The 22826-nt window shown below is 72.9% G+C and carries 17 protein-coding genes; 13 read left to right on the top strand and 4 right to left on the bottom strand.

Annotated elements, in window-relative coordinates:
* The first annotated feature begins 3 nt into the window (after nucleotides 1-3).
* The 9 genes from HUT12_RS15350 to HUT12_RS15310 all read left to right on the top strand — a co-directional run bounded on the left by HUT12_RS15350 (nucleotide 4) and on the right by HUT12_RS15310 (nucleotide 11903).
* The gene (locus HUT12_RS15350) at nucleotides 4-1047 is read left to right on the top strand and encodes an extracellular solute-binding protein (protein WP_131052148.1); all 1044 of its coding nucleotides are present in this window, start codon (nucleotides 4-6) and stop codon (nucleotides 1045-1047) included.
* A gap of 172 nt (nucleotides 1048-1219) precedes the next feature.
* Nucleotides 1220-2293 (top strand): ABC transporter ATP-binding protein, encoded by a 1074-nt coding sequence (locus HUT12_RS15345; RefSeq protein WP_131052147.1) that lies wholly within the window; start codon nucleotides 1220-1222, stop codon nucleotides 2291-2293.
* Complete coding sequence (locus tag HUT12_RS15340) at nucleotides 2290-4077, top strand: iron ABC transporter permease (RefSeq protein ID WP_236145632.1); 1788 nt, start codon at nucleotides 2290-2292, stop codon at nucleotides 4075-4077. The genes HUT12_RS15345 and HUT12_RS15340 overlap by 4 nt, the downstream gene beginning before the upstream one ends.
* Complete coding sequence (locus tag HUT12_RS15335; protein ID WP_254876830.1) at nucleotides 4065-4952, top strand: creatininase family protein; 888 nt, start codon at nucleotides 4065-4067, stop codon at nucleotides 4950-4952. Before HUT12_RS15340 ends, HUT12_RS15335 begins: the two co-directional genes overlap by 13 nt.
* Before the next feature lie 2 nt (nucleotides 4953-4954).
* Entirely contained in the window at nucleotides 4955-5902 is a 948-nt protein-coding gene (locus HUT12_RS15330; RefSeq protein ID WP_217706004.1) for an amidohydrolase family protein, read from the top strand.
* 65 nt (nucleotides 5903-5967) lie between these two features.
* On the top strand, nucleotides 5968-7428 hold the full coding sequence (locus HUT12_RS15325) for an argininosuccinate lyase (RefSeq protein WP_131057660.1): 1461 nt from the start codon (nucleotides 5968-5970) through the stop codon (nucleotides 7426-7428).
* Entirely contained in the window at nucleotides 7425-8342 is a 918-nt protein-coding gene (locus HUT12_RS15320) for an ROK family protein (protein ID WP_176093812.1), read from the top strand. The genes HUT12_RS15325 and HUT12_RS15320 overlap by 4 nt, the downstream gene beginning before the upstream one ends.
* A gap of 133 nt (nucleotides 8343-8475) precedes the next feature.
* Nucleotides 8476-10164, top strand: a complete 1689-nt coding sequence (locus tag HUT12_RS15315; protein ID WP_176093811.1) for an ABC transporter ATP-binding protein — start codon at nucleotides 8476-8478, stop codon at nucleotides 10162-10164.
* Entirely contained in the window at nucleotides 10161-11903 is a 1743-nt protein-coding gene (locus tag HUT12_RS15310) for an ABC transporter ATP-binding protein (RefSeq protein WP_131055523.1), read from the top strand. Before HUT12_RS15315 ends, HUT12_RS15310 begins: the two co-directional genes overlap by 4 nt.
* A 93-nt stretch (nucleotides 11904-11996) precedes the next feature.
* On the opposite strand, the gene HUT12_RS15305 is transcribed toward HUT12_RS15310, so the two are convergent.
* The 4 genes from HUT12_RS15305 to HUT12_RS15290 form a co-directional block, all read right to left on the bottom strand.
* Complete coding sequence (locus HUT12_RS15305) at nucleotides 11997-12677, bottom strand: GntR family transcriptional regulator (RefSeq protein ID WP_254876829.1); 681 nt, start codon at nucleotides 12675-12677, stop codon at nucleotides 11997-11999.
* A gap of 69 nt (nucleotides 12678-12746) precedes the next feature.
* Nucleotides 12747-14126: an aldehyde dehydrogenase gene (locus tag HUT12_RS15300; RefSeq protein WP_176093809.1), complete on the bottom strand. Its 1380-nt coding sequence runs from the start codon at nucleotides 14124-14126 to the stop codon at nucleotides 12747-12749.
* Nucleotides 14127-14143: 17 nt separating this feature from the next.
* A complete protein-coding gene (locus HUT12_RS15295; RefSeq protein WP_176093808.1) occupies nucleotides 14144-15154 on the bottom strand; it encodes a proline racemase family protein in 1011 nt (336 codons plus the stop codon).
* Between the two features lie 19 nt (nucleotides 15155-15173).
* Entirely contained in the window at nucleotides 15174-16070 is an 897-nt protein-coding gene (locus HUT12_RS15290) for a dihydrodipicolinate synthase family protein (protein ID WP_131053284.1), read from the bottom strand.
* A 183-nt stretch (nucleotides 16071-16253) separates the two neighbouring features.
* Between HUT12_RS15290 and HUT12_RS15285 the strand changes: the two genes are divergently transcribed.
* The 4 genes from HUT12_RS15285 to HUT12_RS15270 all read left to right on the top strand — a co-directional run bounded on the left by HUT12_RS15285 (nucleotide 16254) and on the right by HUT12_RS15270 (nucleotide 22745).
* Complete coding sequence (locus HUT12_RS15285; protein ID WP_254876828.1) at nucleotides 16254-17429, top strand: FAD-binding oxidoreductase; 1176 nt, start codon at nucleotides 16254-16256, stop codon at nucleotides 17427-17429.
* Nucleotides 17426-17695, top strand: a complete 270-nt coding sequence (locus HUT12_RS15280) for a (2Fe-2S)-binding protein (RefSeq protein ID WP_176093806.1) — start codon at nucleotides 17426-17428, stop codon at nucleotides 17693-17695. The genes HUT12_RS15285 and HUT12_RS15280 overlap by 4 nt, the downstream gene beginning before the upstream one ends.
* On the top strand, nucleotides 17692-19158 hold the full coding sequence (locus HUT12_RS15275) for an NAD(P)/FAD-dependent oxidoreductase (RefSeq protein ID WP_176093805.1): 1467 nt from the start codon (nucleotides 17692-17694) through the stop codon (nucleotides 19156-19158). The genes HUT12_RS15280 and HUT12_RS15275 overlap by 4 nt, the downstream gene beginning before the upstream one ends.
* A gap of 203 nt (nucleotides 19159-19361) precedes the next feature.
* Nucleotides 19362-22745, top strand: a complete 3384-nt coding sequence (locus tag HUT12_RS15270; protein ID WP_131052440.1) for a beta-L-arabinofuranosidase domain-containing protein — start codon at nucleotides 19362-19364, stop codon at nucleotides 22743-22745.
* Nucleotides 22746-22826: the final 81 nt, after the last annotated feature.

The raw sequence follows: 22826 nt of genomic DNA, 5'->3' as shown, positions 1-22826 counted from the left end.
CTCATGAAACGACGACTTCTCCTGGCCGGGGCGCTCGCCTCCGTGCTCGCCGTCGGCACCGCCTGCGGCGGTGGCGGCTCGGACGACGCGGCCGGTGACGTCCAGCAGCTCACCATCTACACCGCCCGGGACAAGAAGGTCACGGACTTCGTGGTGGAGAAGTTCACCGAGAAGTACCCCGAGTACCAGGGCAAGGTCGAGATCCTCAACATCGGCGCCCAGGAGATCCTGGAGCGGGTCCGGGCCGAGAAGGCCAACCCGCAGGCCGACGTCTGGTGGGGCGGCACCCAGCAGGGTCTGTCGGCGGGTGCGGCCGAGGACCTGCTGGCCCCCTGGCAGCCGTCGTTCGCCGGGGACATGGACGCGCAGTACAAGGACGCCGAGGGCCGCTGGTTCGGGGAGATCCTGCTGCCCGAGGTCATCATGTACAACAACGCGGCGCTCACCCCGGAGCAGGCCCCGAAGGACTGGGACGACCTGCTCGACCCGCAGTGGAAAGACAAGATCATCATCCGGGACGTGGCCGCCTCCGGCACCATGCGGTCGATCTACGCCTCGATGATCCAGCGTCTCTCCCCCGACGGCAGCAACCCGCAGCCCGGGTACGACTGGCTCAAGCGCCTCGACGCCAACACCGGCTCGTACGCGGCCAACCCGGCCGACCTGTACCTGAAGCTCTCCCGCCAGCAGGGCACACTGAGTGCCTGGAACCTGCAGGACGTGCTGTTGCAGGCCAACCAGTCGAACATGCCCTTCGGCTACGTGATGCCCACCTCCGGTGCGCCGGTGCTGGTCGACGGCCTCGCCGCGGTCAAGGGCGGCAACTCCGAGGGCGCGCAGAAGTTCATCGAGTTCCTCTTCGACGACGGGCTCCGCGCCGACCTGGCCAAGGACTTCTTCCAGATCCCCGCCATCGAGATCGCCGACCAGCCGGAGTGGCTGGCCCAGCTCGACCTGCGCCCGATGAACGTCGACTGGAACGTGATCGCCGAGCACGAGACCGAGTGGATCAACCACTGGAACAGCCAGATCAAGAACAAGGGCTGACCGCGTCGGCACCGGGTCGGGGTACGCGTACCCCGACCCGGCCGCCGTCCGGCCGACCGCTGTTAGGAAGGGACCCTTCCTATACCGCAGGCGTTAGGAAGGGTCCCTTCCTTTCATCGCGGCCGGCAGCACCCCTCTTACCTACGACCGGCAGCACGAGAAGGAGGACATCATGATCGATGTCACGCTGGAGTCGGTGAGCAAGCGATTCGCCCGCGCCGGTGACACCGCGGCCGTCGACGATGTCGACATCAGCATCGCCGCCGGTGAGTTCTTCACCCTGCTCGGCCCGAGCGGCTGCGGCAAGACCACCACCCTGCGCATGGTGGCCGGGTTCTACTTCCCCACCTCCGGCCGGATCCGCTTCGGCACCGAGGACGTCACCCGCCGCCCACCGAACAAGCGTGACACCGGCATGGTGTTCCAGAACTACGCGCTGTTCCCGCACATGTCGGTGGCGCAGAACGTCGCGTACGGGCTGAAGATCCGCAAGGTGGGGCGGGCCGAGTCCCGGCGACGCGTCGAGGAGGCGCTGGGCGAGGTGCACCTCGGCGGGTACGGCGAGCGGCGCATCGATCAGCTCTCCGGCGGTCAGCAGCAGCGTGTGGCGCTGGCCCGAGCCCTGGTCATCCGCCCGCGTACGCTGCTGCTCGACGAGCCGCTCTCCAACCTCGACGCGAAGCTGCGCGAGGAGACCCGGACCGAGATCCGCCGCATCCAGAAGGAGAGCGGCACCACCGCCATCTACGTCACCCACGACCAGGCCGAGGCGATGGCGATGTCGGACCGGATCGCGGTGATGGAGTCCGGCCGGGTGCAGCAGATCGGTGCTCCGCAGGAGATCTACCACCGGCCGACCAACGCCTTCGTGGCCCGCTTCATCGGCCGCAGCAACGTGTTGTCGCTGCCGGTCACGGCCGTCACCGACGAGACGGTCACCGTCGGCCGTCCGGACGGCACCGAGATCGTCGTGGCCGCGCCGGTCGGGCACGGCCTGCGTTCCGGCGAGACCGCGCTGGTGTCGGTACGCCCGGAGCACATCGGGCTCACCTCGGCCACCGAGGCGGGCGCGCTGCCCGGCCGGGTGACCGAGCTGGAGTTCACCGGCATGGCCACCAACCTGGTGGTCGAGGTGGCCGGCGAGTCGGTGCAGGTGGCCGCCATCGACGTGCCGTCCGGCGTCGCCGTCGGCGACCAGATCGGGCTGCGACTCAACCGGGAGCGCATGTGGGTGGTGCACCCGTGACGGCCGCACCCAGCGCCGCCACCGTCCCGCCGATCACCGAGGACCCGACCCCGCCCGGACGGGGTCGCCGTCCCCGGCTGGGCGGACGCTTCGCCGGTGGCGCCAGCTCCCGCTGGTTCCCGTACGCGCTGGTGTTCCCGCTGGCGCTGATCCTGTTCGGGTACGTGGTCCAGCCGATGTTCGCCACCTTCGCGGAGAGCGTCGGGGTGGACGGGGTGGCCAACTACACCGAGTTCCTGCGCGGCGGGGGCGTGGCCCGGTCCGCGCTGCTCACCTCGCTGGGCATCTCGGCGGCCAGCGTGCTGCTCTGCGGGATCGTCGGCGTGGCGATGGCGTTCCTGCTCAAGCGCTTCCAGTTCCCCGGCCGCCGGCTGATCGAGGCGATCATCCTGGTGCCGGCCGCGCTGCCACCGCTGATCGGCGCCATCTCGTTCCAGTTGCTCTACAGCGAGACCGGCATCCTGCCGCGCGGGCTCCAGCAACTGTTCGGCACCGAGAGCCCGGTACTGCCGTTCACCGGCATCGCCGGGGTGCTGGTGGTGCACACCTTCACCATGTACCCGTTCTTCTACCTCGCCGCCTCGGCCGCCCTCGCCGGGATGGACCCGTCGGTGGAGGAGGCCGCGTACAACCTCGGCGCCGGTCGGGTCCGGGTGTGGCGGACCGTGCTGCTGCCGATGCTCACCCCGGCGCTGGTCTCGGCCTCGCTGCTGGTGTTCATGACCTCGCTGGCGTCGTACACCGCTCCGCTGCTGTTCGGGGTGGACCGCACGATGACCATGCAGATCTACATCAACCGCACCAACGGCGACCTGCCGATGGCCTCCACGTACGCCTCGGTGCTGGCGGTGGTGTCGATCCTGTTCCTGCTCGGCATGCGCTGGTACGAGGGGCGGCGCAGCTACCGCTCGCAGTCCAAGGGCGTCGCCGCGCACCGGCGGGAGATCACCAACCCGTTCGGCAAGTGGGCCGCGCTCGCCGCCTCGATCCTGGCCACGGTGGTGCTGCTGGCACCGGTGGTCACGATCGGCCTGGTGGCGTTCTCCGAGGACGGGTCGTGGACGACCGAGGTGATCCCCTCGGCGTACACCTGGCAGAACTTCGTCACCATCTTCTCCGACCCGAGGGCGTTCCAGCCGATCCTCAACTCGTTGCAGATGAGCCTGATCGCCACGGTCGCCTGTGTGGTGGTCGGCGTGCTCATCGCGTACGCGGTGCGGCGGTTGGACTTCCGGGGTCGGGCGCTGCTGGACGTGGCGGTCATGCTGGCGTGGGCGCTGCCCGGCACGGTGGTGGCGATCAACCTGATCTCGGCGTTCAGCACCGGCAACGCGTTCAGCTTCGGGCAGGTGCTGATCGGCACCTTCTGGATCATGCCGTTGGCGTACTTCGTGCGGTTCCTGCCGCTGGTGTTCCGGTCCAGTTCGGCCACGCTGGCGCAGATCGACCCCTCGCTGGAGGAGGCGGCCCGCAACCTGGGCGCCTCGTGGTGGCGGGCGTTCGGCACGGTCACCCTGCGGCTGATGATCCCCGGGGTGGCGGCCGGCGCGCTGCTGGCCTTCGTCAACGGCGTCGGTGAGTTCGTCGCCTCGGTGCTGATCTACACGTCGCAGACCGCACCGATCTCCGTCGAGATCAACAATCGGATGTACTCGTTCGAGGTCGGCACCGCCGCCGCCTACGGCATGCTCCAGGTGGCGCTGATCTTCGTGGTGATGGTGGTCTCCGGTCGGCTCCAGAGCGGCCGGTCGGCGTCCCGGGAGGCGGCGAAGTGGACGACGTGACGCGTACCGAGGTGACCGTGGGCTGGCCGGAGTCGGGCCTGCTGCCGGTCGGCCGGGTGCCCGGTGGCGAACTGGCGGCGGTGGCCGCCGCCGCGGACTTCGCGGTGCTGCCGGTGGGCGCGGTGGAGTGGCACGGCCCGCACCTGCCGCTGGGCACCGACCTGATCCTGGCCGAGGGGTTCGCCGCCGAGAGCGGCGCGACCGGCGACGGCCCGCGCGGGGTGCTCTTTCCCGCCGTGCCGTATGCGGCCTGCCCGGGGCAGACCCGCCCGTGGCCGGGGACGGTGGCGATCCGTCCGGAGATCGCGGTCGGCTACCTGGCCGACGTGATCGAGGGGATCGTCGCCGCCGGTTTCCCCCGCCTGCTGATCGTCAACGGGCACGACGCCAACATGTCCACCGCGCGGGCCGCGATGGAGTGGGTCTCCGGCCGCCGGCAGGCCAGCCTGCTGTTGGTCAACTGGTTCCAGTTGGTCACCCCGGCGGAGACCACGCAGATCTACGGCGAGCTGCCCGCGCGGGGGCACGGCGGGGCCTACGAGACCTCCGGCGTGCTCGGCTTCGACCCCGACGCGGTACGCCTCGACGCGGTCGAGGACCTGCCGCCGAAGCCGAAGCTGCCGGTGGCCCACCCGTACGTGCTGGTGGAGTCCCGGCCCGACCCGTGGCAGGGCTGGTCCGGACACATCTCGCTGGCCGACGTGGAGAGCGGCGAGCGGGTCCGGCACATCGCCGGTGCCCGGTTACGGGAGATCGTGGCCGCCTGGGTCGCCGCCCCGGCACCCGCTGCGCCCACGGCCGATCCCCTGCCCACCGATCCACCGCTGTCCGCCGATCCGTCCGGTGATCCGCCGCTGTCCGGGGAGGAGGGGTGACCGTGGACCGGGGACTGGACGTCGTCGACTTCCACCTGCACTTCCGCATCGGCGCCGACGAGACGATCCACGCCTGCGAGGAGGCCGCCGGGATGCACCCCGGCGGGGCACCCGGGCGGGCCGCCCGCGCCGCCGCCTCCGCCCCGTACGCGCGGGCGTGGCGGCAGGCGTGGTCGTTCCCGGAACCGGAGCCGCCCGCCGCGCACTGGCCGGACGAGGCCGACCGGTGGGCCGACGAGTTGCGCCGGGTGGGCGTACGCCGGGCGGTGTTCGTCACCGGCGGCGGCAACGACGCGGTGGCCGACGTGGTCGACCGGCACCCGGACCTGCTGCTCGGCTTCGCCCACCACGACCCGTACGCACCGGACGCCGCGGCCGAGCTGGAACGGGCGGTCACCGAACGCGGCCTGCGCGGGTTGAAGCTGTTCGCGCCGTTGCTGCGCGGCCCGCTCGACGGGCCGGACCTCGATCCGCTCTGGGGCACCGCGCAGCGGCTCGGTGTGCCGGTGCTGATCCACATCGGGCACTACGGCAGCGCCGGCGGCCTCACCTTCGGCCGGCACGGTGGTCCGGAGGAGCTGGCCCGGATGGCCCGTCGGTTCCCGGAGCTGCCGGTGGTGGTGCCGCACTTCGGCGTGCAGTACGTGCAGGAGCTGCTCTTCACCGCCTGGGGCTGCCCGAACGTGCACGTCGACACCTCCGGCTCCAACCAGTGGGTGCGGTGGATGCCGTACAAGCTGACGCTGGAGGACCTGTTCCGGCGCTGCTACGAGACCATCGGCCCGGAGCGGATCGTGTTCGGCAGCGACTCGTCGTGGTTCCCGCGCGGGTACGTCACCCGCTACCTCGACGACCAGCTCCGCATCTGCCGGGAACTGGGCCTGCCCGACGAGCACCTGCGCGCGATCTTCGCCGGTAACGCCGAGCGCCTGCTCGGGCTGGACGACTGACCGGCCGACCGTCCGGGACGGCCCCCGCGCCGACCCGGCCCGCAGAGGAAGTAAGGAACTCCGTCATGAGCACACCCGCGCTGACCACCTACCAGCGGCACCACCTGCGTCCCACCTACGACCACCACGTCGGGCACCTGTTCCCGGCGATGGTGCGGGCCAGCCAGGCGCACGTGGTGATGCTGACCGAGCAGGGGTTGATCCCCGCCGATCGGGGCGCCCGGTTGCTGCGCGGACTGGCCGAGCTGCGCGCCGACCAGGCCGACGCGCCGCCCTTCGACGGCACCTTCGAGGACACGTACTACCTGGTGGAGAAGCGTCTCGCGGCGGCCTGCGGGATACCCACCTCGGAGCTGGACGTGCAGATGGCGCGCAGCCGCAACGACCTCGACGCCGGGGTGTTCCGGATGCTGCTGCGCGACCAGCTGACCGGCGTGCTCGACCGGGTACTGGCCACCGGCACGGTCGCGCTGGACGCCGCGGACCGGTACGCGGACGTGGTGATCACCGGCTACACCCACCGGCGTCCGGCCCAGCCGACCACCATCGGGCACGCCCTGGCCGGGTACGCCGAGGCGCTGGCCGGGGAGGCGCTCGCCTACGCCGACGTGATCGAGGCGCTCAACGTCTCACCGCTGGGGTCCTGCGCCTTCGCCGGCACCGACCTGGACATCTCCCCCGCCCGGGTGGCCGAGTTGCTCGGCTTCGCGGGTCTGGTGACCAACTCGTACGAGGCGGTGGCCGGCGCCGACCATCTGGTGCGGGTCGGCACCCTCAACGCCCAGGCGCTGGCCACCGGGGCGCGGCTGGCGCGCACCCTGATGGACTGGCTGAGCTGGCAGTGGGTGACCACGCCCGGTGACTTCACCCAGGGCAGCAGCATCATGCCGCAGAAGCGCAACCCGGTGGTGCTGGAGCACCTGGTCTCGTACGCCGGGCAGGCCGCCGCCGACGCCGCCTCGGTGCTGAACAACGTGGGCGCGGCCTGGTGGGAGGACTCGAACAACGCCACCACCGACGTGCAGGTGCGGCTCTGGGAGAGCAACGACCGGGCGGACCGGTTCTTCGCCCTGCTCGGCGGCTTCCTCGCCGAGATCGCGCCGTTGACGCCGCCGTCGGCGGCCGAGATCGTCGCCTCCGGGGCCACCACGACCGCCGCCGCCGACGCCCTGACCCGGCACGGTGTGCCGTTCCGGGCCGCGCACTCGGTGGTGGGTCGGCTGGTGCGCGGCGGTGCCCCGCAGGGCTGGACCGCCGACGATGTGCGGGCCGCCGCCGAGGGGCTGGTTCCCGGCGGGCTCGACGACGCCGCCGTGGACGACCTGATCGCCGCCGCCGTCCGGCCGGAGCTGGTGCTCGGCCGCGCCCAGGCCGACGGGCCGGGCAGCGACGCGGTACGCGCCCAGGTGGCGACGCTGCGAGGCAGCTTCGACGCGGCGCGGGCACGGCTGGCGGCGGTACGCGACCGTCTCGACCGGGCCGACACCGCACTGGACGCGGTCGCCACCGAGATGGCGGCCCGATGAGCGTGCAGCTGGCGCGACCCGAGTCGGGCGCGTACACCGACGGGCTGCTGCTCGGCATCGACTTCGGCGGGACGAAGATGGCCGTCGGGGTCGCCGACCGGCAGGGCCGGCTGATGGCCCGTGAGCGGGTTCCGACGTACGCCGAGCGCGGTGCGCCGCAGGCGCTGGACCGGGCGCTGCGGCTCGCCGCCCGGCTGCTGGCCGAGGTGGGCGGCCCGCTGCTCGCCGCCGGGGTGGCCTCCCCCGGGGTGATCCGGGCCGACGGCATCGAGCTGGCGCCGAACGTTCCCGGCTGGGAGAGCCTGCGGCTGGCCGACGCGGTGCGGGAGACGCTCGACGTCACCGAGGTGGCGGTGGACAACGACCTCAACGCCGCCGCCCTGGCCGAACTGCGGCTCGGCGCGCTGCGCGACGCCGACCCGGGCCTCGTGCTGGGGCTGGGCACCGGAGTGGCCGCGGCGATCACCGTCGGCGGCACGGTGGTCTCCGGCCACCGGGGTGCCGCCGGTGAGATCGGGTACGCGGTCTCCGGCGGCCCGTGGCCGGGCACCATGCTGGAGTTGGACTTCTCCGGCCGGGCCCTGGACGTGGTCGCCGCCGAACTGGGTCTCTCCGGCGGCGCGGCGGCCCTCGCCGGTGCGGCCGAACGACCGGGGTCGGAGCGGCAGGCGTTGATCGCCCGGCTCGACGAGTTGGCCCGGCACCTGGTCACGTGTTGTCTGCTGCTGGACCCGCAGCGGGTGGTGCTGGTCGGTGGGGTGGCCGGCAGCGCCCTGATCCGGGAGCTGCTGGTCGACCGGCTCACCGAGGTGCTGCCGCATCGGCCGGAGGTGGTACTGTCCCGGTTCGCCGACGACGCCGCCCTGCTGGGCGCGGTCACGCTCGCCCGGGAGGCGGTCGTGGTCACCGGCTGACCGCCGGGACGACACCCGCTACCGGATGGCGCCGCGCCACGACCACAGGTTAGCCTCACCTAACTTGTGGAGAGTGAGGCGAGATGGCAGAGCCGACGGCGGGGGTCCGCCGCACCGACCGACGGCGGGTGAGGTGACCGTGCGAGTCAGCCCGACCGGCCGGTTGTTCGGCGAGATGTTCTGGCGGCAGCGCCGGGACACCGCGCTCTGCACCGCCTTCTGGTCGCTGCACCAGGTGTGCGAGGCACTGGTCCCGGTGGCCATCGGCCTGGTCATCGACCAGGCGGTGAGCACCGGGTCGACCTCGGCGATGCTCTGGTCCGTCCTGGGGATCTTCGCGTTGTTCACCGCGTTGACCATGGGGTGGCGGTCCGGCTTCTGGTTCCTGTCGAAGGCGGTGACCGAGGAGTCACACGTGCTGCGGATGCGCGTGGTCCGGCGACTGCTGGGCGGGCAGGGCATCCGCACCGGCCGGCAGAGCGGAGAGCTGCTCTCCATCGCCACCACCGACACCCAGGCCGCCGCCGACTCACTGGAGCTGGGCAGCCGGGTGATCTCCGCGCTGCTCGGGCTGGTCGTCTCCACGATCGTCCTGCTGCGGATCGACTGGACCCTCGGCCTCGGGCTGGTGATCGGCATCCCGGTGCTGGTGCTCGCCCTGCACGCGCTCGGGCCGCTCGTGGAACGCCACACCTCGGCGCAGCAGCAGGCCATCGGCCGGGCCGCCGCGACCGCGTCGGACCTGCTGCGGGGGCTCCGCCCGCTGCGCGGGTTCGGCGGCGTCGACGAGGCGTCACGGCGTTACCGCACCGCCAGCCGCATCTCGCTGCGCGCCAACGTCGGCGCGGTCAAGGCCGGTGCCGCGTTCGTCGGGGTGTCGACGTTCACCACCGGCCTGCTGATCACCATCGTGGCCGCCCTGGCCGGCTGGTTCGCCCTGGAGGGGCGGATCACGGTCGGGCAGCTCATCACCATCGTGGGCCTGGCCGCGTTCATCACCGACCCGGTGCTCAACCTGGCCGACTGCGTCTTCCGGCTGGCCACCGCGCGGGCCAGCGCGGCCCGGGTGGCCGAGGTGCTGGCCGCGCCCGAGCGCGCCACCTCCGGCGTACGGGAGGCGCAGCCCGGTCCGCTGGTCCTCGCCGAGGTGCACACCTCGGGCCTGGACGGTGCCAGTCTCGAGGTGCGCCCCGGGGAGGTGCTCGGGGTCGTCACCGGGCAGACCACCACCGCCGACGACGTCACCGACCTGTTGGCCGGGGCACGGGCACCGGAGCGGGGCGAGGTGACCCTGGCCGGGTCACCGGTCGGTGACCTCGACGTCGCCTCGCTGCGGCAGGTCGTGCTCGTCGAGCCGCACGCGGTCGACCTGTTCGGCGGCACCCTGCGCGAGGTGCTGCAGAGCGGGGACGACCGGGACGACGCGGCGCTGCGGCAGAGCATGGCGGCGGCCTCCGTCGACGACCTGCTCGCCGAGGGCGGCACCGGGCTGGACCGCGAACTGCTCGACCACGGACTGAACCTCTCCGGCGGGCAACGGCAGCGGATCGCCCTGGCCCGGGCGCTGCTCGCCGACCGGCCGGTCACCGTGTTCCGCGACCCGACGACGGCGGTCGACGCGGTCACCGAGCACGCCATCGCCGAGGGCATTCGCTCCCGTCGGGCCGGGGACGACCGGGCCACCGTGCTGGTCACCACCAGCGCTCCCCTGCTCGACCGGTGCGACCGTGTCGTCTTCCTCGACGCCGGGCGGGTGGCCGCCGTCGGATCGCACCGGGACCTGCTCACCCAGTCCGCGTACGCCGAGGTGGTCCTGCGATGAGCGCGACGACGATGCTGCCGGTCGCCTCCGGCCGGGAGACCCTGGCCACGTTCTGGCGCAACCTGCGCCGCTATCCGCTGCTGGCCTGGACGTCGGTCCTGACGTCCGTGGCGGCCAGCGCCGCGGCCGTGGTGGTGCCGATCCTGCTCGGTCGGCTGGTCGACCTGGTCGTCGCGGGCGGCACCGGCGAGGCGCTGCTGGTGATCTCGGCCTGGATCCTCGGCATCGGTCTGCTGGCCGCCGTGCTGACCGGCGTGTCCCGGTGGCTGGTCACCGAGTGGGGCATGCGGGCCTGCGCCGACCTGCGGGAGGAGGTGCTCGACCGGGCCCTGCGGATGGACTCGGCCCGGTTGGAGAGCGCCGGCTCCGGCGACGTCGCCGCCCGGGTCACCGACGACGTGGAACAGGTCACCGACTCGGTCCGGCTGGCCGCCGGGATCTTCACCGCCCTGGTCACCGTCGTCATCACCTTCGCCGGTTTCGCCACCCTGGACTGGCGGATCGCGCTCGCGTTCCTGGTCGTCTTCCCGGTGCACGTGCTGAGCCTGCGCCGGTTCGTGCCCCAGGCGAAGCGGCTCTACGCCGCCGAGCGCGAGGCGGCGGCGGAACGGACGCAGAGCCTGCTGACCACCTTCACCGGCGCCCGGACGGTGCACGCCTACGGCATGGCGCAGCGGCAGGGCCAGCGGGTGGACGGGGCGTCGCGCAAGGCGGTCACCGCGCGCCTGCGGGCGGTACGCGGGTTCCTGTGGTTCGCGAACATGATGAACTACGCGGAGGCGATCGGCCTCACCGCCGTCCTGCTGACCGGCTTCCTGCTGGTCCGCGCGGGCGAGAGCAGCGTGGGTGACGTCACCGCCGCCGCGCTGCTGTTCCACCGGCTCTTCGGCCCGCTCGGCATGCTCCTGATCTCGTTCAACGACGTCCAGTCGGCCGGTGCCGCGCTCGCCCGGCTGGTCGGCATCACCGGACTCGACGTGCCGGAGTCGCGCCCGCGTGCCGGTGACCGGCCGGCGGGCGGGATCGGCGCCAAGTCGATCGGGCACCGCTACCCCGGCGGCCCCACCGTGGTGCACGACGTCTCGGTGGAGATCGCGGAGGGCGAGTCGCTGGCGGTGGTCGGCGAGAGCGGTGCCGGCAAGACGACGCTGGCGGCCATCCTCGGCGGGGTGTTCCCGGCCGCCGAGGGCGAGGTGCTGCTCGGCGGGCGACCGATCGCCGACCTGGATCCGGTGGAGCTGCGCCGCACCGTCGGCGTCGTCACCCAGGAGGTGCACGTCTTCGCCGGCACCCTCGCCGACGACCTGCGACTGGCGGTGCCGCACGCCGACGAGGAGCAGATGTGGGACGCGCTGCGGCTGGTCGGTGCCGACCAGTGGGTCGCCGCGCTGCCGGAGGGGCTGCACACCCGGGTCGGCGAGGGCGAGCACCCGGTCACCCCGGGGCAGGCGCAACAGGTGGCGCTGGCCCGGGTCGCCCTGCTCGACCCGCCGATCGTGGTGCTCGACGAGGCGAGTGCCGAGGCCGGCAGTGCCGGTGCCCGGCAACTGGAGCTGGCCAGTGCCGCGCTGGTGCGCGGACGCACCGCCGTGGTGGTCGCGCACCGCCTGACGCAGGCGCAGAGCTGCGACCGGATCGCGGTGATGGCGCACGGACGGATAGTCGAGCTGGGCACCCCGGCGGAACTCGTCGCCGCGGGCGGCCGGTACGCCGAACTCTGGGCCGCCTGGCAGCGCTGACCGTACGCCGGGCGGCGGGCAGGCAGCGCCGTCCGGACCGCCTGCCGCCGGTCAGGGCCGTCCGCGCCACCGGTCAGGGCCGTCCGGCGGGGGTCAGTCGGCGGTCGGCTCCGCCCGGCCGGCCCAGCGGCCGCGTACGTGACCGATGTGCACGCGCATCAGCCGTTCCAGTCCGGCCCGGTCGCCCGCCTCGATCAGGTCGAGCATCTCGACGTGCTCGCGGGCGGAGGGCACCAGTTCCCCGGTCTCGGCGAGCCGGGTCAGCCCGAACAGCCGCGACCTCGCCCGCAGCTCACCGACGAGCGAGACCAGGTGACTGTTGCCGGCCAGCGCGAGCAGTTCCAGGTGGAAGCGGCGGTCGTGCTCGATGTACGCGATCAGGTCCCTGTGTTCGGCCACCTCGACGATCCGGTGGGCGATCGGCCGCAGGCGCGCGACGTCCTCGGCGGTGGCCACACCGATCACCCGGACGGTGGTCGGCACCTCGATCAGCTGGCGGATCTCGGTCAGGTTGTCGAGCTCCCGATCGGACAGTTCGGTGACCCGGAAGCCCTTGTTCCGCACGGTCTCGACCAGGCCCTCCTTGACCAGGTCGAGCATCGCCTCGCGGACCGGGGTGGCGGAGACGCCGAGTCGGGCGGCGAGCGTCGGCGCCGAGTAGACCTCGCCGGGGCGCATCTGGCCGGCCACCAGCGCGGCCCGCAGGGCGTGCGCGACCTGTCCCCGCAGGCTCGGTCGCGCCCCCAGGGACGGCAGTTCCAAGGCGTCAGTCACCACCACGTCTCCTTCCCGCCGCATGGTAGGCGACGCCACGGCGGCGGGTCCCGGGACACCCGGCGCGGCTCAGCCTCCGGCGGGTGCGACGGTCACCGTGTGCAGTGCGGTGTAGAAGTCCTGCGCCGCCTTGCCCTGTTCGCGAGGTCCGTAGCTGGAGGCGCGCTCGCCGCCGAAGGGCAGGTGGAAGTCCACTCCGGCGGTCGGCGCGTTGACCTTGATCTGTCCGGCCGCCAGCCCGTCGGCGAAGCGCAGCGCGGCGTCCAGGTCGGCGGTGAAGACCGAGGCGGCGAGCCCGTACCGGACGTCGTTGGCGGTGGCCAGCGCCGCGTCGACGTCGTCCACCCGGCTCAGTGTGCAGATCGGACCGAACACCTCCGCGCGCTGGAGCAGGTGGTCGGCGGGGACGTCGGCCAGCAGCGTGGGGGCGACGAACCAGCCCGCTTCCCGGGGCGTACGGGCACCGGTGAGCAGCCGCGCACCGGCGGCGACGGCACTCTGTGCGGCGTCCCGCACCCGGGTCCGGGCGGCCTCGTCGATCACCGGCCCCACCACGGTCTCCGGTGCGGCGGGATCGCCGCAGGCCAACGCCGCCACGGCGGTCACCAGCGCGTCGGTGAACGCGGTCGGGTCACCCACCACGATGACGCGCTTGGTGGCGGTGCACTTCTGGCCGGCGTACCCGAACGCGGCGTAGGCGACCTGCCGGGCGGCGGACTCGACGTCGGCGTCCGGCAGGACCACCGCGGGGCTGAGCCCGCCCATTTCGCACTGCACCGGCACGCCCCGCGCCACGGCGGTCGCGCCGACGCCGGCGCCCACCTCGGCGGAGCCGGTGAACGACACGACGTCACCGGCGTCCACCACCGCCCGGCCCGTCTCGGCGTCACCCGGCAGCACCGTCAGCAGCCCGTCGGGCAGGTACGGCGTGACCAGCTCCGCCAGGCGCACCGCGCAGGCCGTCGCCTGCGGTGCCGGCTTGAGCAGGACGGCGTTACCGAAGGCCAGCGCCGGGGCCGCCTTCCACATCGGGATGGCCAGCGGGAAGTTCCACGGCGTGACCAGGCCGGCGACGCCACGCGGTCGGCGACGGGTGTACGCCAGGCCCCGACCGCCGCTGGGGTCGTGCACCGCACCGGTCGGGTCGTAGACCTGCTGGGCGTAGTACCGCAGCAGCGCGACCGTCCGGGCCGCCTCACCGCGCGCCTCCGTGATCGGCTTGCCCACCTCCCGCACGACCAGGTCGACCAGTTCGGCGGTGGCGTCGGCGACCGCGTCGGCGGCGGCGTGCAGCGCCCCGGACCGCTCGGCGGGTGGTGCCGCCGCCCACCCGGGCTGCGCGGCGCGGGCCGCCCCGGCGGCCGTGCCGACGTCCTCGATGGTCGCGGCGGGCACCGAGACGACGACATCCTCCGGACGCTGGGGGGAGGCGGACACGACGACGGACATGAGAACTCCAGTGCTGGTCAGAGCAGGAAACCGGCGGGGAACGGGTCGGTGGGGTCGAGGAGGTACTGGGCGGTGCCGGTGATCCAGGCGCGGCCGGTGACCGTCGGGATCACGGCCGGTCGGCCCGCCACGGTGGCGCGGTCGAGCAGCCGGCCGACGAAGCGGCTGCCGATCAGCGACTCGTTGACGAAGTCGGCGCCGAGCGCCAACTCGCCCCGGGCGTGCAGTTGGGCCATCCGGGCGGAGGTGCCGGTGCCGCAGGGCGATCGGTCGAACCACCCGGGGTGGATGGCCATCGCGTGCCGCGAGTGCCGGGCGTCGGACCCGGGGGCAGCGAGGTAGACGTGGTGGCAGCCGGCGATCGTCGGGTCCTCGGGGTGCGCCGGCCGGAGTTGGTCGGTGACGGCGTCCATGATGGCCAGACCGGCGTCGAGCATCCGCTGCCGGGTCTGTGGGTCGGTCGGCGTGAAGGCGATCCCGAGCCGGTCGAGGTCGACGACGGCGTAGAAGTTGCCGCCGAAGGCGAGGTCCAGGGTGACCGGGCCGTACCCGGGCACGTCGACCGTGGCGTCCAGGTCCGACACGAAGGCGGGCACGTTGCGCAGGGTCACCGACTCGGCGTGCCCGTCGCGGACCGCCACGTCGACCGTCACCAGCCCGGCCGGGGTGTCCAGCCGGATCACGGTGGTCGGCTCGGTGACGGTGACCATGCCGCTCTCCACCAGCACGGTGGCCACCCCGATGGTGCCGTGCCCGCACATCGGCAGGCAGCCGCTGACCTCGATGAAGAGGACGCCCCAGTCGGCGTCGGGCCGGGTGGGCGGTTGCAGGATCGCCCCGCTCATCGCGGCGTGCCCGCGTGGCTCGCACATGAGCAGGGTGCGGAGGTGGTCGAGATGGGCGACGAAGTGCCGGCGCCGTTGTGCCATCGAGTCGCCGGGGATCACACCGATGCCGCCGGTGACCACCCGGGTCGGCATGCCCTCGGTGTGCGAGTCGACCGCGTGGAACACCCGCGTGCTGCGCATCGTCCTACCGCCCTTCCCGTCACCGGCCGCCGGCCGCCACCGCCTTCTCGGTGGCCTCCCGGACGAGGCGCTCGTGGTCCGCCGTGAGGGGCACCCGGGGCGGGCGGCAGGGCCCACCGTAGCGTCCGACGACGTCCATCGAGAGCTTGATCGCCTGCACGAACTCGGTCCGCGAGTCCCAGCGCAGCAGCGGGTGCAGCGCGCGGTAGAGCGGCAGCGCGGTGGCCAGGTCGCCGTCGGCCGCCGCGTCGAAGAGCCGGACGCAGGCCCGGGGCAGCGCGTTGACGTACCCGGCGATCCAGCCGGGCGCGCCGGCCACCGCGAGTTCCAGGGTGACGTCGTCGGCCCCGGCGATGAGGTCGAGACCGGGTGCCGCCTCGGCGATCCGGTAGGCGCGGCGGACGTCGCCGGTGAACTCCTTGACGCCGACGATCAGGCCCTCGCCGTGCAGGCGGGCGAGCAGCTCCGGGGTGAGGTCGACCTTGGTGTCGATGGGGTTGTTGTACGCCACCACCGGCACGCCGACCTTGGCGACCTCGCGGTAGTGCGCGACCACGGCCCGCTCGTCGGCCCGGTAGGCGTTCGGCGGCAGCAGCATCACCGCCGCGCAGCCGGCCTCGGCGGCGTCCTCGGCCCACCGCCGCGCCTCGATCGCGCCGTACGCGGAGATGCCGGGCATCACGGTGAAGCCGTCGGGTGCGGCGTCGACCGCGACCCGGACCAGCGTGCTGCGCTCCTCGGGGGTGAGGGTCTGGTACTCGCCGAGCGAGCCGTTCGGCACGACCCCGTCGCAGCCCTCGTCGGCGAGCCAACGGACATGCTCGGCGTACCGGTCGACGTCGACCGCGAGTCGGTCGTCGAGCGGCACCGTGGTGGCCACCAGTACGCCGTGCCATGGTCTCGACCGAGCGGGCATCGGGTGCTCCTTATTCCGTGGCGGCCAGTACAATGTCACACACTACAACGGCGTCCCGCCGCCCTCCAGCCCCCGACGTCGGAGGTGCCATGCCTGCGCCCCGCCACCCCGCCGCCCCGCCACCCCACTGCCCCGCCGGGCCCTGTGGCACCGCTGCGCCCGGCCGACCGGGCCGGTGCTCGCGTGCGTAGCGGGGCGGTGGATCTGGTCGTGGTGGGGGCGGGCATCCTCGGCGCGGCCTGCGCCCACGAGGCGATCCGGGCGGGCCTGTCGGTGACCGTCGTCGACAGTGGACCGATCGTCGGCGGCACCACCGGGGCGGGCGAGGGGAACATCCTCGTCTCCGACAAGGAACCCGGCCCGGAACTCGACCTCGCGCTGCACTCGCACCGGCAGTGGCGCGCCCTGGCCGACCTGCCGGTGCGCGACACGACCTTCGGTGACCTGGTGGAGATGGAGGCCAAGGGCGGACTGGTGGTCGCCACCGACGGGGCGTCGCTGGACGGTCTGGCCCGGCTCGCCACGCGGCAACGTGACCTCGGCGTCGAGGCGGTCGCGGTCGACCGGGACCGGCTGCACGCACACGAACCGCACCTGGGCGACGACCTCACCGGCGGCTACCGGTACCCGCAGGACATGCAGGTGCAGCCGATGCTCGCCGCCGCCCACCTGCTGCGACTGGCCCGCCGGGGCGGCGCCACCGTGCTGCCGCACGAGCCGGTCACCGACCTGCTCCGGGACGGACCACGGGTGGTCGGCGTACGGACTCCGCGACGCGACATCCCCGCCGCCGCCGTCCTCAACGCCGCCGGCACCTGGGCCGGTCAGGTCGCCGCACTGGCCGGTGTCGTGCTGCCGATCGCGCCCCGACGCGGCTACATCCTGGTGACCGAGCCGCTCCCGGCGCTCATCCGGCACAAGGTGTACCTCGCCGACTACGTCGCCGACGTGGCCAGCGACTCGGCCGCGCTGCGGACCTCCACGGTGGTGGAGGGCACCCGGGCGGGCACCGTGCTCATCGGCGCCAGCCGGGAACGCGTCGGCTTCGACCGGAGCCTCTCCGTCCCGGCCCTGCGGCAGCTCGCCGCCGGTGCGGTACGCCTCTTCCCGGTGCTGCGCGACGTGGCGGTGATCCGCGCGTACCGGGGATTCCGGCCGTACTGCCCCGACCACCTGCCGGTGATCGGCCCGGACCCCCGGGCCCCCGGGCTGCACCACGCGTGCGGCCACGAGGGCGCCGGCATCGGCCTGGCACCGGGCACCGCGCGTCTCGTCACGCAGAGCCTGCTCGGCACGCCGCCCGAGATGGACCTGACCCCGTTCCGCCCGGACCGGTTCGACCCGGAGGTGCCCCGGTGATCCACCCCGACGAGTTCGAGATCCTCCTCGACGGCACGCCGGTGCCCTGTCGCGACGGCTGGACCGTCGGCGCCGCCCTCACCGCCGCCGGGGTGCTGTCCTGGCGGGACACCCACGTCGGCGGGCGACCCCGGGGGCTGTTCTGCGGCATCGGAATCTGTTTCGACTGCCTGGTGACCGTCAACGGACAACCGTCGCTGCGGGCCTGCCTGGTGCCCGCCACACCCGGCGACGACGTCCGCACCCAGCAGGGCACCGGGCGATGACCGGCGTACGCGTGGACGTGGCGGTCGTCGGTGCCGGGCCGGCGGGACTGGCCGCCGCGCTCGCCTCGGCGGAGGCCGGCGCCCGGGTCGCGATCGTCGACGCGGGCGTACGCCACGGCGGGCAGTACTGGCGCTCCCCCGCTCCCGGCGCCGGCCGCTTCCGGCCGGCCACCCTGCACCACGGCTGGCGGCGGTTCACCTCCACGGTGGACCGTCTCGCCGCGCTGGCCGACGCCGGTCGGGTCGTCCGGCTGGCCGGGCACCACGTCTGGTCCGTCACGCCGGACGGCGACGGTTGGGCGCTCCGCTGCCTGGTCGGCGCCGAGCCTCGGCAGCACGGCACACCCGACCCGGTCACCGTCGCCGCCCGCCGGCTCGTCCTCGCCACCGGCGCGTACGACCGGCAGGTGCCCTTCCCTGGCTGGGACCTGCCCGGCGTGATCACCGCAGGCGGGGCGCAGGCCCTGCTCAAGGGTCATCTGGTCGTACCCGGACGGCGGGTGGTGGTGGCCGGCACCGGGCCTTTCCTGCTGCCGGTCGCCGACGGTCTGGCCCGGTACGGCGCACGGGTGGCGGCGGTGGTGGAGGCGAACGGTCCGCTCGCCCTGGCCCGGCACCCCCGCGCGCTGCTCGGCGCGGCCGGCAAGTTCGGTGAGGCGGCCGGGTACGCGGCCCGGCTGGCGCGGCACCGGGTGCCGGTCCGGCATCGGCACGTCGTGCTGCGGGCCACCGGCACGGACCGGTTGACCGGGGTGGTCGTCGCCCGGCGAGGTCGGGACGGCCGGGTACGCACCGGCACCGAGCGGCGGATCGACTGCGAGGTGCTGGCCGTCGGGTGGGGGTTCACGCCGCAACTCGACCTGGCGCTCCAACTCGGGTGCGCGACCCGGGTCGACGCCGACCAGAGCCTGGTGGTGTCCGTCGACGAGCAGCAGGCGTCGAGCGTCGCCGGGGTGTGGGCGGCCGGTGAGGCCACCGGCGTCGGCGGCGCCGACCTGGCGACGGTGGAGGGTCGGATCGCCGGTGCCGCGGCGGCGGCTTCGCTCGGCGCCGGACCGCTGCCCGGGGATCGGGCGGCACGTCGTCGACGCCGTGCCCTGCGCCGGTTCGCCGCCGCCCTGCACCGGGCCTACCCGATCCCCGACGACGTACTCGCGCGGTGTGCCGACGAGACCGTGGTCTGCCGGTGCGAGGAGGTCGACGCGGGCGAGATCCGGCAGACCGTGGAGTTGCTGGGCGCTACCGAGGCCCGCACCGTCAAGCTGCTGGCCCGGCCGGGGATGGGCTGGTGCCAGGGCCGGGTGTGCGGCTTCGCCACCGCCTGCCTGACCGCCCACCACGCCGGTCGGGCGGTCACCGGGGCGGACCTGCGGGCCTTCGCGGAACGACCGATCGCCGCCCCGCTGTCGCTGGGACGACTGGCCGCGTCCGAGGAGGACGGATCCGGGGTGGATCACCGCTAGGCGGACGCCCCCACGGCGCCCGAGAACCCCAGGTAATCGCGTCTGTGAGCGTTAACATCGCGTCGTTACCTACCGGTTTCGCACTCCGCACATCACCGGGTCACGGGATTGACGAGCGGAAAGTTAACGCTCACACTCGCTGACAATCCACCCCGCGCCGCCGCACCGGTCGAGCCGTACCCCACCTGGAAGGACGATCCTAAGTGGCTGAATCCGTTGAGATCCCCGTGAGTCGACGTCAGGTCCTGCAGGTGTCCGCCGCCGGAGTAGCCGCGGTCGCCACCGCGAGTGCCTTCCCGACCGCCGCACAGGCGGCACCGACCCCGGGTTCGGGCCCCGGTACGCCCGCGCCACGCCTCGCCGATCCCGGGCCGGGCGGCACCGCACCGGTCCGGCCGTTCCCGCTCCGTGACGTCCGGCTCGGCGACGGCCTGCTCCAGGAGAAGCGGGACCGGATGAAGAACTACCTGCGGCAACTCGACGAGCGGCGCTTCCTGGTGCTGTTCAACAACCAGGCGGGCCGACCCAACCCGGCCGGGGTCACCACACCCGGCGGCTGGGAGGACGGCGGCCTGCTCAGCGGCCACTGGGCCGGGCACGTCATGACCGCCCTCGCGCAGGGATACGCCGACCTCGGTGAACCGATCTTCAAGAACAAGCTCGACTGGATGGTCGGCGAACTCGCCGCCTGCCAGGCGGCCATCACGGCCCGGATGGGCACCGGCGATCCGGGCGGCGATCCGCAGGAGCCGGAGGAGCCGGAGATCGACCGGGTGCCCGGCCGGTTCGGCAGCGGCCTGCGACTGGGCGGTCCCAGCCGGGCCGAGCACGTGACGCTGCCGCAGGAGGCGATCAGCCAGCTCACCGACTTCACCATCGCGACCTGGGTCAACCTGGCGGCCACGCAGAACTGGAGCCGGTTGTTCGACTTCGGTCAGAACAGCACGGTGAACATGTTCCTCGCCCCGCGTGCCGGATCGACCGGTAACGCACCCCGGTTCGCGATCACCGTCGGCGGCAGCGCCGGCGAACAGCAGATCAACGGCACCACCGCGTTGCCCGTCAACCAGTGGGTGCACCTGGCCGTCACCCTCACCCAGAACACCGGCACGTTGTACGTCAACGGCGTCCAGGTCGGCCAGAACACGAGCATGACGTTGAGTCCGGCGAACCTGGGGAACCCCGGCAACCGGTGGATCGGTCGGTCGCAGTACGGCGACCCGATGCTCAACGCCACCGTCGACGAGTTCCACATCTTCGACCGGGCGCTCAGCGCACAGGAGGTGGCGTCCCTGCAGAACTCCCCCGCCGGCAGCACCGGAGGCGGCTCGATCGCCTGGTACCGGTTCGAGGAGGAGGGCGGCTCGACGATCCTGGACTCGTCACCGAACGGCCGCGACGGCGGGATCGTCGCCACGCAGAGCGGCGGGACCGAGCTGTGGGTGCCGACCCACCCCGGCTACCTCGGTGCCATCCCCGAGGACGCGGTGCTGCGACTCGGGCCGCCCCGGTGGGCGGTGTACGGCAGCAACGCGGCCACGAACACCTGGGCCCCCTGGTACACCCAGCACAAGATCATGCGTGGTCTGCTCGACGCGTATTACCACACCGACAACGCCACCGCGCTCGACGTGGTGACCAGGATGGCCGACTGGGCGCACCTGGCGCTGACGGTCGGCGACAAGAACCACCCCGGCTATCCGGGACCGATCACCCGGGACAACCTGAACTACATGTGGGACCTCTACATCGCGGGCGAGACCGGCGGCGTGAACGAGGTGTTCCCGGAGATCTCCGCGCTCACCGGCGACAGTCGGCACCTGGAGACCGCCAGGCTTTTCGACAACCGCGAGTCGCTCTTCGACGCCTGCGTGGAGAACCGGGACATCCTCGTGACCACCCCGGCCACCAACCCGGGACGACGCCGCCCCGACCGCTTGCACGCCAACTCGCACGTGCCGCAGTTCGTCGGCTACCTGCGCGTGTACGAACACAGCGGCGACACCGAGTACTTCCAGGCCGCGAAGAACTTCTTCGGCATGGTGGTCCCGCACCGCGCGTACGCCAACGGCGGCACCGGCGGCAACTACCCCGGCTCGAACAACAACATCGAGCTGTTCCAGAACCGGGACAACATCGCCAACTCGATCGCCCAGGGCGGTGCCGAGACCTGCACCACGTACAACCTGATCAAACTCGCCCGCAACCTGTTCCTGCACGAGCAGGACCCGGCGTACCTGGACTACTACGAGCGGGGCCTGATCAACCAGATCGCCGGGTCACGCGCCGACACCACCACCGTCAGCAACCCGCAGGTCACCTACTTCCAGCCGTTGACCCCGGGGGCCGCCCGTGGCTACGGCAACACCGGCACCTGCTGCGGCGGCACCGGGGTGGAGAACCACACCAAGTACCAGGAGACGATCTACTTCAAGTCCGCCGACGACTCCACCCTCTGGGTCAACCTGTACGTGCCGTCGACCCTGACGTGGTCGGAGAAGGACCTCACCGTCGTCCAGGAGACGGACTACCCCCGCCGGGACCACACCCGGCTGACCGTCAACGGCAGCGGTCCACTGGAGATCAAGCTTCGCGTACCGGCCTGGGTGCGCAAGGGCTTCCAGGTCAGCGTCAACGGTGTCGCACACCAGCACACCGCCACCCCGGGCAGCTACCTGACACTGAGCCGCACCTGGCGCTCCGGCGACACGGTCGACATCCGGATGCCGTTCAGCATCCGCATCGAACGCGCCATCGACCGCCCCGACACCCAGGCCCTGTTCTGGGGACCGGTGCTGCTGCAGATCCTCGGCAACCCCGGTGGGGGCGCCTTCCGGGAGCTGTCGTTGTACCGCCACCTCCGGCGCGACGGCGACTACAGCCGGGCCGCCATCACCCCGAGCAGCACCACGGCCGCCGGTGACCAGCTCTTCGCCACGCACGGGTTCACCCTGCGGCCGTACTACGTCGCCGACACCCAGGCCGTCTCGTCGTACTTCCGGCGGGTCGAACCGACGGTCGTGTTCGGCGGCATCGACACCGGCGTACCCAACCACAAGCGCAACGACGGCCTGCCCGCGTACGACATCCCGGTCACCGGAGTGCCGTCACCCGGCACCGACGGTCCGACCTTCCTCGACCTGCTCTGGGACGAGGCGCCGTTCGCCGGCCACGGTCAGTTCGTCACGGCCGTCACCCGCATCGCCGACGCCTTCGTCGACGCGGACGTCTTCACCGCCGCGCAACGCGACCGGATCGTCGCTGACGCCACCCGGGCCAGGGCCGAACTCGACCCCGGGTCCTCGTTCGATGTCGAGGTGACCGCGAAGACGCACCGCATCGGCGGCACGGCGTACGTCTCCGTCTCCGCCCGCAACGACGACCAGGTGCCGCTCACCATCGAGCTGGTCACCGCGTTCGGCTCGCGGACGGTGACCGGCGTCGCCCCGGGCAGGAGCGCCTTCCAGCAGTTCACCACGCGCGCCGCGGCGGTACCGGCCGGCACCGCCACCGTCCGGATCACCGGCACCGTCGACGGCGAGGAGATCGTCACCGAGGTCGAGGCCCCGTACCCGGCGCTCGGCTAGTGCTCTGCCGGGTGGCGGCGCCCGCCCGGGGCGTCGTCACCCGGTCTGCCGCCCACCCGCTCGCCGCGAAGTTGCCGAACT

Origin of the sequence: Verrucosispora sp. NA02020 (genome assembly GCF_013364215.1) — a bacterium.
GTDB lineage: Bacteria > Actinomycetota > Actinomycetes > Mycobacteriales > Micromonosporaceae > Micromonospora.
Note: the sequence above shows the minus strand (reverse complement) of the source record. Positions and strands in the feature narration are given on the sequence as shown.